This is a genomic window from Amycolatopsis sp. CB00013 (genome assembly GCF_001905755.1).
GTDB lineage: Bacteria > Actinomycetota > Actinomycetes > Mycobacteriales > Pseudonocardiaceae > Amycolatopsis > Amycolatopsis japonica.
In genome coordinates this window covers 514,862-528,032 of record NZ_LIWC01000007.1, presented here as the reverse complement: position 1 = coordinate 528,032, position 13,171 = coordinate 514,862, and the positions used below count along the sequence as shown (strand labels likewise).

Below are 13,171 nucleotides of genomic sequence, written 5' to 3'. Positions count from 1 at the left end.
CCTGATACCGATCCGCCCTGTCTCACCCGGGGCGAATACCCTGCGGCGGCAAGGGCAAACCCGTACGCGTTCAGCCCACCCGGTCCAGCACCGCTTGCGTGTACCCGGCGGTGTCGGCCGTCCCGCCGAGATCGACGGTGCTGACACCGTCGGCCAGCGCGCCGAAAGCGGCGGCCAGCAGTTCCTCTCCGGCTTCGGGATGTCCGAGGTGGTCGAGCATCATGGCCGCGGACCACAAGGCCCCCAACGGATTCGCCTTGCCCTGCCCCGCGATGTCGGGAGCGGAGCCGTGCACCGGCTCGAACATCGACGGAAACTCCCGCTCCGGGTTGAGATTCGCCGCCGGAGCGACCCCGATGCTCCCGGCCACCGCGGCCGCCAGGTCGCTCAGGATGTCCCCGAAGAGGTTGGAACCGACGATCACGTCGAACCGTTCCGGTGCCAAGACCAGCTTCGCGGCGAGCGCGTCGATGTGCTCCTTCCCGGTGCGCACGTCCGGATGCCGCCCCGCCACCTCCTCCACCACTTCGTCCCAGAACGGCATCGTGTGGACGATCCCGTTGCTCTTCGTCGCCGAAGTCACGTGGTTGCGGCGGGTCTTGGCCAGTTCGCAGGCGTACTCGACGACGCGCGTGACCCCCTTGCGGGTGAACACCGCCTCCTGCACGGCCAGTTCGTCTTCGGTCCCCCGGCCGAGCCGCCCGCCGATCTCGGAATACTCGCCTTCGACGTTCTCGCGGACCACGACGAGGTCGACGTCCCCTGCGCCGCGCAACGGGCTCGGCACCCCGTCGAGCACCTTGACCGGCCGCAGGTTGACGTACTGCCGGAAACCGCGCCGGATGGGGATCAGCAGCCCCCACAGCGACACGTGGTCCGGCACCCCCGGCCAGCCGACCGCGCCCAGCAGGATGGCGTCGTGCCGCCGGATCCGGTCGAGCCCGTCGGACGGCATCATCGCGCCCTCGGCGAGGTAGCGCTCGCAGGACCAGTCGAAGGAGTCGTAACGGAATTCGATCCCGTGCCGTTCGCCGACGGCGGCGAGCACCGCCTGGGCGGGCGGCAGCACTTCGGCGCCGATGCCGTCGCCGGGGATGAGCGCGATGCGGTAACTGGTCATGGGTCCAGTTGACGGTGAAGCGGGCGCGCGCGTCCAAGACCCAGTTGCTGCCGCGTTGAGAGGCTGCGCCTATCAGCCCGCCACAGCCAAGTCGCGGAAGGCCGCCGCTGCAGGGCTCAGCCGCCCCGGCCGATGCACCAGCGACACCGCCAGCGAATCGGGGCAGTCGAGCGCCCGGACGGACGCGCCCGCCGCTTTCGCCAGCGCGCGCCAGGAATCGCTGACCACCGCGATGCCGACTCCGGCGAGAACGAGCGGCAGAACGGCTTCCCGATGTTCCACTTCGACGGCGAACCGGCTGCCGGGAGCTTCACGGAGCACGGCATCCGCCACACGGCGCATCCCTGTGCCCTGCTGGCCCACGATGAGCGCGGCCCCGGCGAGTTCGGCGGGGCGGACCGGGTCCGTGGCGGGAAGCGCCGCCTCGTCGCGGGCCAGCAAGGCGAAGCGCTGCGTCTCCAGATGCGACGCCTCCAGGCCAGGCAGTTCCGCCGCCGTCGGCGAGGCCGCGACCACGCCGAGTTCGACGTCGCCGGTCGTGAGCATCTTCCCGACGTCGGCGGGTGTGCTCGCCGCGCGGACGGAGATCCGCACCAGCGGGTTGGCCGCGGCGAAGGCGGCGATCAGGTCCGTGAGCGGGCTGACCGATTGCGACGGCATCGACGCGATGACCAGTTCCCCGCCGAGGAGACCGTCGACGGCTTCGACCGTCGCCCTGGCGAGTTCCAGCCCGCGCAGGACCTCCCGCGCGGGCGCCACGAGCGCGTGCCCCGCCGCGGTCAGCACCAGCCGACGGCCGGTCCGGTGGAACAGGAGACTCCCGAGATCGCGCTCGAGCGTGCGCAAGGACTGGGAGACCGACGGTTGGGCGACGAAGAGCTGCTCAGCGGCCCGGTGGACGCTTCCGGCGTCGACGACGGCCAGGAAGTACTTCAGTTGACGGGCATCCACTCCGGCCTCCTCTCGGTCGATAGTCGAGGCCTATCAGCTTGCCAGCTACCCGGTCTTGGACCGGCGAGCCACCCGAAGGGCTTACTGGGTCGCTACGAGGGACGGCACCGGCGCCGTCCCGCCGCGAGCCCGAGGAGGGCACCGTGTCCGATGCCTGGCTCCTTGCCCATACCGGTATCGCCATCGTGGGCATCGTCGTGATGATCACCTGGCTCAAGACGCCCCCGATCTTCGGCCTGCTGATCGGCGCCACCTATCTGGGGCTCGCCACGGGGCTCGGAGTGGACGGCACGGCCGAAGCGCTTGCCGCCGGATTCGGTGACGTGATGGCCGAGATCGGCATGCTCATCACGTTCGGCGTCGTCATCGGGTCACTGCTCACGGCCACGAACACCCTGCATCGCGTCCTCGAACGGCTCTTGGGCGTCTTCGGCGAAAAGCGGGTGCCGATGGTGTTCGCGGTCTCGCTGTCGACCGTGTTCACGTCGATCTACTCGGACGTGGTCCTGGTGCTCACCGCGCCGCTCGCCCGGCGTCTCGGCGGCAGGCTGGGCCCGCGGGGTGTCGCGCTCATGGGCGGCGCGTTGACCGCGGGGATCGAGGTCGGGCTCGTGTTCGTCGTCCCCGGCGTCGCCGCGCTGGCCGTCGCGGGGCTTCTCCGGGTGCCGCTCGGCGAGATGTTCCTGTTCGGGCTGGCCGTCGGCCTCCCGACAGCGGTGCTCACGACGCTCGTCTTCACCGTGGTGCTGCGCCGGGCGCTCCGGTGGAATCCGGCCACCGACGAGCTCAAGTCCGACACCGGCGGCGAGACAGCCGTCACCACCACCGTCACCCGGCAGCTTCCCCTGTCGCTGTCCGTCTCACCGGTCCTGCTGACCTTGTCGCTGATCGCCCTCGGCGCGCTCGCGGACGCCTTCCGCTTCCCGCTCGGGCCTGTCTCACTGCTCAGCGAGCCGGTGCTCGCGATGGCGATCGGCGCCGGCCTCGCGCATCTGCTCGCCCGGCGCGTCCTTCCCCCGTTCGAAGTCAACGCGGCCGTCGGCAAGGCGCTCGCGCTGGCCGGCCCCATTCTCGTGCTGTCCGGGCTCTCCGGCTCGGTCGCCGAGGTGATCGGCAAGTCGGGGCTGCGCGACGTGCTGGCCGGTTCGTTCGGCACCGGTTTCCTGCCGCCCTTGGTACTCGTCTGGCTGATCGCCGCGGTCCTGCACATCGCGATGGGATCGATCTCGATCTCCGCGATCACCGCGGCGGGCATCCTCGCGCCGATCGCGGGCTCACTCGGTGTCCCGGTGGTGCTGGTCGCCCTCGCCGCCTGCTCCGGCGCCCTGTTCCTCCCTCACGTGAGCAGCAACTTCTTCTGGATGTTCCAATCCCTGCTCGGGCTGAGCACCCGGGGCACGTTCAAGACCCACACCGTCGCCATGTCACTGGCGTCGGTGATCTCGCTCCCGATCGTGCTGGTGCTCGGCTTCGTCGTCTGACGGCGCGAGATCAGTCGCGCCAACGGTTGTTGAGGAAGGCGTCGTCCTCGTCGTCGGCCGGTGCCGGGCGGGCGCGAGGAGCACGCCGGGGCGTGTCGCGTCCGGTGGGGACGGGAGGCGGCTCTGAGCCGAACGGAGCCGCCATGTCCACGGAGTCGTCTTCGAACGCCGACGTGTTCCCCGGCTGCGCGTGCGACCGATCGGTGCTCCAACCGGATTTCGTCTTGCGCTGCCCCAATTCCCGCCGGTGCTCGACGTACCGCTGGGCGGTCTGGACCTGTTTGGTCATGAACTCCTGCGAGCTGGCCTTGATCTCGTCGGCCCGCTGATCCCGCAGCGCCCGGCGCTCCGACTGCTCGCGGACGAGACCGTCCAGGGTCGCCCTCATGGCGGCGGTGTCCTCGGCGCTCATCTGTTCTCCCCTGCCCCGGCTCACCGCTTGCGGGTGACCGACTGATCCTCATCGTCCAGCAACGACCCGGTGATCCGGCCGGTGGGTTCGTTGATCTGGTCGAACACCTCGCCCTCGATCCGGTACGCGCGGTTGGTCCGTTCCTGGTCTCCGCCGCCCTGGCCGCCCGCTCCGCCGGCACCCATGCCACCCATCGGGGGCATCGCGCCGCCACCGAACGGCTGGCCCGCCGTGCCGCTCATCGGAGCGGACGGGGCACCCGCGGCCACGTGCTGCGGCTGCTGTGTCCCGCCACCGGTGTGCACGCCCTCGGTCAGTGGCTGACCGGCCGCGGGGCTCGCGGATTCGAAGGGCATGGACGGCACTGACGGCGCCGAAGCACCGCCGCCGCCGGAACCGCCGACGTCGCCGCCGCGGATCCCGTCGGGGACTGTCCCGCCGCCGCCCTCATGCGGGGTGAACGCCGGCTTGGAGTCGGGCTGCACCGTCCCGGTGACGGGAGACGCCGGATGCGATGCCTTGTCCGTGGCGGGTTTGTCCTCGCCGAGGGTGTACGTGGTCGGCTTGCCGGTGCCGTCGTCGACGGTGACGACCGTCGGCCCGGACGGACCGTCGGGACGCTCGGCGGTGATCTTCACATCACCGTCCTGGATGTGGATCTTGCCGTCCGGCCCCGGACGGTGGATGCCGTCCTTGTCCGGCTTCCCGTCGTCCGAGCCGGGAGTGGAGCCCAGCTTGGACTCGTCGCCGTCGCCGGTCCAGTCGAGCTTGAAGTCCTTGGCGGGCCCGGAACCGTCCCCGACCTTGATCTCCATCTCGCCGTCTTTGTCCGGCTCGGTCATCTCGAAGGTCTTGTCGCCCTGCTTGACCTTGAGTGTCTCGCGCTCGCCGTCCTCGGCCTTATCGCCGTCCTCACCGGGTTTGTCGCCGGTCAGCTTGTCGCCGCCTTCGCCGGGCAATTCTTCGCCGAGCTTGTCCAAGGCTTCCGAAGCCTTCTTCTTCGCCTCGTCCGCGGACTTCTCGCCATCCTTCGAGCCGCCGTCCTGGGAATCGCCGTCGCCCATGCCGCCGGGGGCGTCGCCCAGTTTCTTCAGCGCTTCGGAGGCCTGCTTCTTCGCGTCTTCAGTGGCCTTCTCGGCCGCTGCCTTGGCCTCGGCCGCGGCGTCCGTGTTTCCGCTGCCGCCAGGACCACCACCGGTACCTCCGCCACCCGGACCGGAGCCGGAGCCGCCGAGGTCGCCACCGGTCGGGCCGTCACCGAGTTTGCCCAGCGCCTCGGAAGCCTGCTTCTTCGCGTTCTCGGCGGCCGCCGCTGCCTGCTTCTTCGCCTCTTCGGCGGCGGCCTTCTGCTCGTCGCCGTTCGATGGTGGCGGTGCCGAGCCCGATGGCGACGTCTGGTCCTTCTTCTCGTCCGGTCCACCACCGGTGCCGCCGCCCGGTCCACCGCCAGGCGATCCTCCGCCTTCGGGGATGTTCACGTCCGGGATCGGCGGGGGCTTCTGCGCCGCCGGGCCGGTGCCGCCGCCGGGGCCGGAACCACCCGATCCGGGGCCACCACCGGGACCTCCGCCGGTGCCACCCTCGGGGCCGCCGCCCGGCCCACCACCGGTACCGCCGGTGAAGTCCGGACCCTGGCCCGAACCACCGGGACCACCGCCAGGTCCGCCACCGGGGCCACCGGTTCCCGAACCGCCAGGGCCGCCACCCGGCCCGCCACCTGTGCCACCCTGGCCACCGGTGAAGTCCGGGCCCTGGCCACCGGGTCCGCCGCCCGTGCCGCCGGGTCCGCCCGCACCGCCGGCGCCGCCCTTGTCACCCGCGCCTTCGAACTCGTTCTTGACCTTGCCCATCACCTTGTCGAGTTCGTCGTAGGCCTGGTCGACGAATTCCTTGGTGTCCTTGCAGGACTTGGCGAAACCCTCGTAGATGATGGTCCACATCTCGGGGATGAACTGCCGCTGGATCCACTGCTTGGCGAGGTTCTGGCCCGCCTTCTTGAACTCGTCGTCGTCGCAGCAGCCGTCGTTGTTCAGCTGCTGGACCAGATTGGAGCCGAAGTTGACGTCCATCCAGCCCGCGATCGCGCCGAGGTCCTCCTTGCCGCTCTTCTCACCGGCGGCGATGGCGACGACCTTCTGCGCCATCGGGAAGTCCGCTTTGCCGACGATCTCCTTGTAGAGATCGATGACCGTGTCGGCCTTTCCCTTGCACAGCTTGAACACCGCCGCGCTGGTGTGCAGCGTCGCTTCGCTCGCGCTGTTCAGCGTCTCCGAGAGTTTCTTGGCCTTGGGGAGGATCTTCTCGTTGTAGTTGTCCGAGGAGGCGTCCGCGGCCTTGCCGGTCCACGTCCCGTAGAGGGTGTTCAGCTGGGAACCGGTGTCGTCGATGGTCTTCTGGACGGTCTTCGAGCCGGTCTTGAAATGGGCGGCGTCGTCGACGAAGTTCTTGAAGTTGATGCCGCGCTGCTCGTCGAACGGCTTCTTGATGTCCTTCTCGAAGTCGAGCGCGCGGGTGGTGCCCCGGCAGTCTTCCGGGAGCTTCCCCAGCAGGGAGCCGAAGGTTTCGAAGACCTTGAGCGCGGGCGCGGCGGCGTCGAAGATCTCGTCCGACGTCTTGGTCCCCGCACCCTCGGCGGTGGGTTCCTTGGTGCCGTCGAGTTTCTTGTTGCCCTCGTCGACCGCCTTCGACTCCGCCTTCCGGTTGAAGCTGGCCTGATCGCCCGCGCCCTTCGCGCTGTTGTAGACCTTGTCGAGGTCGTCGTCGTAGGGCAGGAACGGAAGGGCGTTGTAGGACGCCGCGTACTTCTCGGCTTCCTTGCGCTTCTGCTTGATCTCCTCCGGCTCCTGGTCCGCCGTCCACGGCGGGGGCGCCGGATGCGTCCGCATCCACGAACCGATGAGCTTGGTCTTCTGCTCGGCGGGAACGGCCGGGTCGTCGAGGACGGCCTTGACGTCGGTCCAGGTGGTTTTGGTGGCCACTAGCGCATCCCCGTCTTGGTGATCTTGTTCTTCTGTTCGTCCTCGTTGGTGCCGTACGCGGTACCCGCGGTGCCGAGGTTCGTGCCGAACGAGCCGAGTGTGGTGCTGTACCCCTGGACCGACGCCCACAACGCCGCCACCCCGTCGGTGTACTTCTTCGCGTGGTCGCCGTGCGCCTGGCCGAAACCGGCCGCGTTCACCGGAGTGTTCGACAGATCCGGGTTGTCGTCGAGCAACTGCTCCGTCAGCTTTCCGATGTTCTTCGACGCCGATGAAAGCGCATCGGTCGCCGCGGTGAAGCCCCCACTCATTCTTTTCAGCGCCTTTCGTCGGATCCGTCGGCTTTACCGCCGAGTGCCTCTTCGAGCACTTCGGCCACCGACCCGATGTCGGTGAACCGGTCCAGCTGGTCCAGATCGATCCTCACGTCGTGGTAGATCTCCAGCGCCGACAGGAGTTTTATCCGTCCCTTGGAGTCGATACCCAGCTCTTCGAGCGGCGCGTCGGACTCGATTTCGGCGGGATCAAGCCGAAAAGTCTCACTGACGACCTTCACGACCTCCGCGCGGTGATCACCCACGGGGCCGACTATAACGCGCCCTCGCCGCAGCCCGCGCGACCTTGCCACTGGAAGTGCGCGGAAGGTCACCGGAGGGAACCAGACGGACAGATCGCAGCGTCAGATCATGTTCCCGTGAAACGGCGCGCAATACCACTCTCGTCACTTCTTTGACATCCGCATCGGCGTTCTTTGCCCATTCGGCTACCAACATCGCCCCTTCGCCCCTTTCGTCCGAGACACCGAATGCGGCGACGCGGTCGCGGCGGATCGCCGGATGCGCCTCCCCCGCCACGGCTTCGATGTCCTGCGGGTGGAAGTTGCGGCCGTCGATGACGATGAGATCCTTGAGCCTGCCGGTGATGTAGAGCTCCCCGTGGTGGAACACACCGAGGTCACCGGTGCGCAGCCAACCGCCGACGCCGTCGAGTTCGCCTCCGAACGCGGCGGCGTCACCACGGCCCCAGTATCCCGACGCGACGTTCGGTCCGTGGATCCAGATCTCCCCCACGAGGCCGTCGGGTCGCGCCACGCCGTCGCCGACGATCCGGACCCGCTGGCCGAGCGGGCGCCCGACGGAGACGAGTTCCTGGCCGTCCGGAATCTCGATCGCTTGGCCCTGTGCCAGGGCTTCTCTGTCGAATACCGCGCTTCGCGGTCCTTCGGCGCCCGCGCTCGCGACGTACACAGTGGCCTCCGCCAGGCCGTAAGACGGACGGTGCGCTTCGGCGCGGAACCCCCGCGGGCCGAAGACCTCCAGGAAGCGCGCGACCGTCCGTGGCTGCACCGGTTCGGCGCCGTTGAGCGCGACCCGGACGCCGGAGAGATCGAGGTCTTCCCCTGCTTCTTCGGCGGCTTCGACGGCCAGGTCGAACGCGAAGTTCGGCGCGGCGGTGAACACGGCCGGGTGATCGGCGAGCTGCCGCAGCCAGCGCACGGGGCGATGCACGAATTCGGCGGGCGACATGAACACCGATCGCGCTCCCGCGTGAACCGGCAGGCACAACAGCTGGATCAGGCCCATGTCGTGGAAGAACGGGATCCATCCGGCACAGGTCGTGCCCTCGTCGACGGCGTACGCCCGGCTCGCCTGCCAGCAGGCGGCGACCACCGCCCGGTGCGGGATCACGGCACCGGCGGGCTCCCGGGTGGATCCGGACGTGTACTGCAGATACGCGGGGTTTTCCGGCGCGACGGGGACCGGATCGATCCCCGGCCCGGAGAGCTCGTCCACCACGATCAGGTGATCCGGCTCGCCGGCTTCACGTACCTTCGCGACGGCGGCCGAAGAGGTCAGCCAAACCCTTGCGCCGCAGTCCGCCAGCACCCCGGTGAGCCTGCCGCGCTGGGAAGCGCTGCCCGGCGCCATCAACGGCACGGCCACCAGACCGGCGGCGAGGGCACCGAAGAAGGCCAAGGGGTAATTCAGGTCCTGGCCTGTGAGGACGGCGACGCGATCACCCGGCCGTGTGACCAGGCGCAGTGCGCCCGCGACCACTCGCACTCGGGAGACGAACTCCGTCCAGGTGACCGTGCTGTCCACACCGGCACTGTGGTCCTGGTGCGTGAACAGCGGCCGCGGGTCGGCCTCACGAGCGAACAGCCGCTCGACGATCGAGGTGCGCAGCACCTGTTCCGGCACATCCTCCGGCGACGCGGTCATGTCCCGCAACGTACTGGAACCGCCGCGAGAGCGCGCGGAGGGCCCGCTCGCAGACTGTCCTAAGTAGACGTTCAACGGCGGCGTTCGCTCTAGGGAATTCCGGACAGAAGACCGGACATTCCTCGCTCTTTCGCCGGTCACGGCCCCACACTCGGCGGGCAGTGTGTTTCTTTCCCCCGGCCTTGGAGGAGTAACCATGCGTCGAAGAATCGCCCTGGCACTCGGCGGCGCCGCCGTCCTGACCGCGAGTCTCACTTCCGCCGCCTTCGCCCCGGTCGCGCAGGCTTCCCCCGGATTGCTCGCCGCGATGCAGCGTGATCTGGGGCTCACCGCCGCGCAGGCATCGACCCGGCTCACCCAGGAAATGACCGCCTCGCGGGTGCTGCCCGCCGCGCAGCGGGCCGCCGGCGCGGCGTTCGGCGGCGCCTGGTTCGATCCGGCGCGCGGTGCACTCGTCGTCGGGGTGACCGATCCCGCGGCGGCGTCCGCGGTCCGGGAGGCAGGCGCCGAACCCACCGCGGTCGCGATCAGCGCGGCCCGACTCGACGCGGCCAAGGCCGAAATCGACATGTCGGCCAAGACCCGGCCCGCCCCCGCCGCCGTCAGCGGCTGGCGCGCCGACCCGCGCAGCGGCAGCGTCGTCGTCGCGCTGCGGCCGGGCGCGCAAGGTGCCGACGTCGACGACTTCCTGGCCAGGGCAAGGAAATCCGGCCCGGTCACGACGGTCACCGCGCCCAAGGCCGAACCGTTCGCGGCCGGTACCGTCGGCGGCGACCCGTACTACATCAACGGGAACACCCGCTGCTCGATCGGGTTCAGCGTCCACGGTGGATTCGTCAGCGCCGGTCACTGCGGCGGCACCGGCAGCCCGGTCGTCGGCTGGGACGGCTCGGCGATGGGCAGCTTCGCCGGTTCTTCCTTCCCCGGCAACGATTACGCGTTCATCCGGATCGGCAACGGCTGGTGGACCGCGCCGGTCGTCCTCGGCTGGGGCACCGTGAGCGACGCGCTCGTCCGCGGCTCGTGGGTCGCGCCTGTCGGCACGTCGGTGTGCCGGTCCGGTTCGACGACGCACTGGCACTGCGGCACCGTGCTGGGGCACAACGAGACGGTCAACTACTCGCAGGGCGCCGTCCACCAGATGACCCGCACGAACGTCTGCGCCGAACCCGGCGACTCCGGCGGTTCCTTCATCACCGGCGACCAGGCGCAGGGCGTCACCTCCGGCGGCTGGGGCAACTGCGGTTCCGGGGGTGAGACCTGGTTCCAGCCGGTGAACGAGATCCTGCAGAACTACGGTCTGTCGCTCGTCACCGCCTGACGCAGGCCGTGAAGGCCTCCTTGCCTACCCTGAAGGTAGTGAAGGAGGCCTTCACGGACACGCGATGGCCTAGCGCCAGTGCCTCGGCGGGAGTTCCAGCTCGACTCCCATGACCGTCGCGGTCGGCCTGCGGCGAAGCCACCGGCCCGCGCTCGTGACGTCGATCAGGTCAGCGGTGAAGGCCTTGCGCTGCGCGGGTGTCACCGCGTGCCAGCGCATCTTGAACGCGGGACGGACCGGCGCGACGAACGGCCGGACCGGCTCGTGGGCGCGAGCGAACACGGCCTCGAAGTCCCGGGTGGGCACGTACACCAGTTCCAGGTCGATCAGTGGCTCCGGTCCCCCGGCACGATGACGGCACCGCGCGAGGATCCGGGCGAACTCGTCCACCGCGAGCCGCACGGCGCCGGGCACCTGGTTCTGCCAATGGCCGAGGAACGGCGCGTTGATCGCCCCCGCCGTCAGCTCGTCCGGCAGCACGATCACCGCCCGGACCGCGATTCCGGCGAGCTCCACGTGCAGCCGGGTCCACCTGCCGTCGGTGTCGAGGAAGAACCGCGGTGGTGGTATCCCGCCACCCTGCCGGATCCGTTCCTTCACCGCGACGAACGGGTGGTCCGATGGTTCGGCGTCCAGGGCCTCGCGGCCGTCCGGCAGGACGAACACGAACTCGAGTCGATCGCCGACGAGCTTCACCCCCGCCGGGAACAACGAGCCGAGAACGCCGATGAGCGCCGAGCCGGCGACGAGTGCGTGGTGACTGGACGCGACTCCGGTCATCGCCGGCTTCCCCCGTTCGTCTTCAGACCTGCAACTCCGTCTCGACGCGCTTGAGATAGTGCCGGGCCAGCGCGAGATTCGCCTGGTCCCGGTCCAGCACCAGGTACAGGAAGAGGGAGCTCCTGGCGTTCACGGAATCCAGCAACCGAATCAAATGATATTGGCGGTGCAACGTGATGAGGATGTCCTCGATGCTGTCGTTGAGCGACAGGGCGGACATGACCCGCATCTTCGACCTGACGACATCGGTGTTACCCGCCGCCGCGACCTCCAGATTGAGCCAATCACCTCCCCCGCTGGTGCCGAGCGACATCCCGCTGTCGTAATCGACCAGCGCGACACCGACCGCCCCGGCGATCGACATGCATTCCTTGAGCGCGTTATCGATGTTCATCGGACTCACTTTCCTGGTTTGACGACTAAGCGGCCAGTATCGAGCTGATCCGATCGATGACCGGGCGGCATTCGAAAAGAAGGCGGCCGACATTCAGCTGCCGGTCTCCCATGATGACCATGAGCGCCATCCGGTCGATGGCGTAAACGGCCATGTAGCCGTCACTGCTGAACACGACGGTCTGCCGCAGCGTGCCCTTGCCCGTCACTTCGGCCGCCTGGCGCGCGATCCCGAGATTCGCGGCGGCAAGCGCGGAAACCTCCGCGGGGTCGATGTTCTTCGCCGCGTCGGCGACGATCGGTATTCCGTCGACAGCGGCTATCACCGTGTCGGTCACCCCGGCGACATTGTCCCGCAAGGTCCGCAATTCGGCGATCAGTGCGTCGAAATCCACGACTCATACTCTCTTTTTCCGAAGGCCCATCACTGAATGACACGAGGCAATGATCACTCGTTGGAGGTTTCTCGACCGCGATGGACCGTACCACCGAAATCAGCCGTCACCTATGCGTCGAACCGACGTCATAGGCGCATCACGCGATCGGCTCATACACTTTCCGTGTACGCGCCAGGTCATGGGTTTCTTCGTACCGTCGGCACCGGAAATCGGCGCGGTACGCGAATTGCCTACCGCCGGGGAAGGGTGAACAACCGGCCCAGCGCCGAGCGGCTTTCTTCGGACATGGCGCGGTAGATCACCAAGCGCTGGTCCTGATCCTCGAGCGGGGTGAGCACTTCGTAGTCCAGTTCGACCACACCGGCCTCGGGATGCCGCATCACCTTGCGCCCGCGGCCGTTGACCTTGACGTCGCGTTCCGCCCACAGCCGCGCGAATTCCTCGTCGGCGGTGAATTCGGTGATCAGCCCGGTCAGGGCCTGGTCGTCCGGATGCGCGGCCCACGCGGCGCGCAGATGGGCGATGCCCTCCCGCACGACACGTTCACGATCCGCGTAGAACTCGCGGATCTCGGGGTGTTTGAGGCACAACCACATCGCGTTCCGCTGCGACGGCGGCAGGGTGCCGAAGTCCACCAGCAGCCTCGCCATCTCGTCGTTCCAGACCAGGATGTCGTAGCGGTGGTTCATCAGCATGGCAGGCAGCGGCGAAAGATCCGCGACCAGCCGGGCCAGCGACGGTGCCGCGGTGGTGGCGGGCTTGTCGGCGTTGCGGGGACGCTGTCGGGCCAGATCGAAGAGGTAGGCGCGTTCGTCGGGAGCCAGGCGCAGCGCCCTGGCCAGCGCCTCCACGACGTCGGCCGACGGCCGCAGCCCACGGGCCTGTTCCAGCCGCACGATGTAGTCGACGCTGACCGCCGCCAGTTCGGCGACCTCTTCGCGGCGCAGCCCCGGGGTCCGCCGGGACCGACGGCGCGACGGCAGGCCGAATTCCTCCGGGTCCAGGCGTTCCCGCCGGGTCCGCAGGAACGCGGCCAGCTCCTGTGTCGTGTCCACGGTGGAGGTCGTCATGTCCGGTCCAACAGCCAGGGTAGGACCCCTGTTCCCAGGAAGTGT

General features: G+C 68.9%; 13 protein-coding genes. 2 read left to right on the top strand and 11 right to left on the bottom strand.

Annotated features, from left to right (window positions below; all coding sequences use genetic code 11):
* Window positions 1-70: 70 nt before the first annotated feature.
* A complete protein-coding gene (locus tag AMK34_RS39050) occupies window positions 71-1,120 on the bottom strand; it encodes a tartrate dehydrogenase (RefSeq protein ID WP_073848847.1) in 1,050 nt (349 codons plus the stop codon).
* Window positions 1,121-1,192: 72 nt separating this feature from the next.
* The gene (locus AMK34_RS39045; protein WP_073848845.1) at window positions 1,193-2,071 is read right to left on the bottom strand and encodes a LysR family transcriptional regulator; all 879 of its coding nucleotides are present in this window, start codon (window positions 2,069-2,071) and stop codon (window positions 1,193-1,195) included.
* Window positions 2,072-2,214: 143 nt separating this feature from the next.
* Here AMK34_RS39045 and AMK34_RS39040 point away from each other — a divergent pair, with 143 nt between their 5' ends.
* Window positions 2,215-3,552, top strand: coding sequence for a GntP family permease (locus AMK34_RS39040; protein WP_073848842.1), 1,338 nt, complete (start codon window positions 2,215-2,217; stop codon window positions 3,550-3,552).
* A gap of 10 nt (window positions 3,553-3,562) precedes the next feature.
* Here AMK34_RS39040 and AMK34_RS39035 read toward each other — a convergent pair whose 3' ends face one another.
* From AMK34_RS39035 to AMK34_RS39015, 5 genes are read right to left on the bottom strand one after another with little or no spacing between them, the layout of a single operon-like run.
* Window positions 3,563-3,964 carry a hypothetical protein gene (locus tag AMK34_RS39035; protein ID WP_038510952.1) on the bottom strand — a complete coding sequence of 134 codons (402 nt, stop codon included), beginning with the start codon at window positions 3,962-3,964 and terminating at the stop codon, window positions 3,563-3,565.
* A 20-nt stretch (window positions 3,965-3,984) separates the two neighbouring features.
* Window positions 3,985-6,942 (bottom strand): WXG100 family type VII secretion target, encoded by a 2,958-nt coding sequence (locus AMK34_RS39030; protein WP_073848840.1) that lies wholly within the window; start codon window positions 6,940-6,942, stop codon window positions 3,985-3,987.
* On the bottom strand, window positions 6,942-7,253 hold the full coding sequence (locus AMK34_RS39025; RefSeq protein WP_073848838.1) for a hypothetical protein: 312 nt from the start codon (window positions 7,251-7,253) through the stop codon (window positions 6,942-6,944). Before AMK34_RS39025 ends, AMK34_RS39030 begins: the two co-directional genes overlap by 1 nt.
* 5 nt (window positions 7,254-7,258) lie before the next feature.
* Complete coding sequence (locus AMK34_RS39020; RefSeq protein ID WP_037345229.1) at window positions 7,259-7,522, bottom strand: acyl carrier protein; 264 nt, start codon at window positions 7,520-7,522, stop codon at window positions 7,259-7,261.
* Window positions 7,515-9,164: a fatty acyl-AMP ligase gene (locus AMK34_RS39015; protein WP_073848835.1), complete on the bottom strand. Its 1,650-nt coding sequence runs from the start codon at window positions 9,162-9,164 to the stop codon at window positions 7,515-7,517. The genes AMK34_RS39020 and AMK34_RS39015 overlap by 8 nt, the downstream gene beginning before the upstream one ends.
* A 196-nt stretch (window positions 9,165-9,360) precedes the next feature.
* On the opposite strand from AMK34_RS39015, the gene AMK34_RS39010 reads away from it, so the two are divergent.
* Entirely contained in the window at window positions 9,361-10,485 is a 1,125-nt protein-coding gene (locus AMK34_RS39010) for a S1 family peptidase (protein ID WP_073848833.1), read from the top strand.
* A gap of 69 nt (window positions 10,486-10,554) precedes the next feature.
* On the opposite strand, the gene AMK34_RS39005 is transcribed toward AMK34_RS39010, so the two are convergent.
* From AMK34_RS39005 to AMK34_RS38990, 4 genes are all read right to left on the bottom strand, one after another.
* A complete protein-coding gene (locus tag AMK34_RS39005; RefSeq protein ID WP_073848831.1) occupies window positions 10,555-11,265 on the bottom strand; it encodes a hypothetical protein in 711 nt (236 codons plus the stop codon).
* 22 nt (window positions 11,266-11,287) lie between these two features.
* A complete protein-coding gene (locus tag AMK34_RS39000; RefSeq protein ID WP_038510936.1) occupies window positions 11,288-11,659 on the bottom strand; it encodes a hypothetical protein in 372 nt (123 codons plus the stop codon).
* Between the two features lie 25 nt (window positions 11,660-11,684).
* Window positions 11,685-12,053 carry a roadblock/LC7 domain-containing protein gene (locus AMK34_RS38995; RefSeq protein WP_073848829.1) on the bottom strand — a complete coding sequence of 123 codons (369 nt, stop codon included), beginning with the start codon at window positions 12,051-12,053 and terminating at the stop codon, window positions 11,685-11,687.
* A gap of 233 nt (window positions 12,054-12,286) precedes the next feature.
* Window positions 12,287-13,126, bottom strand: a complete 840-nt coding sequence (locus AMK34_RS38990; protein WP_073848827.1) for a helix-turn-helix transcriptional regulator — start codon at window positions 13,124-13,126, stop codon at window positions 12,287-12,289.
* Between the last annotated feature and the right edge of the window lie 45 nt (window positions 13,127-13,171).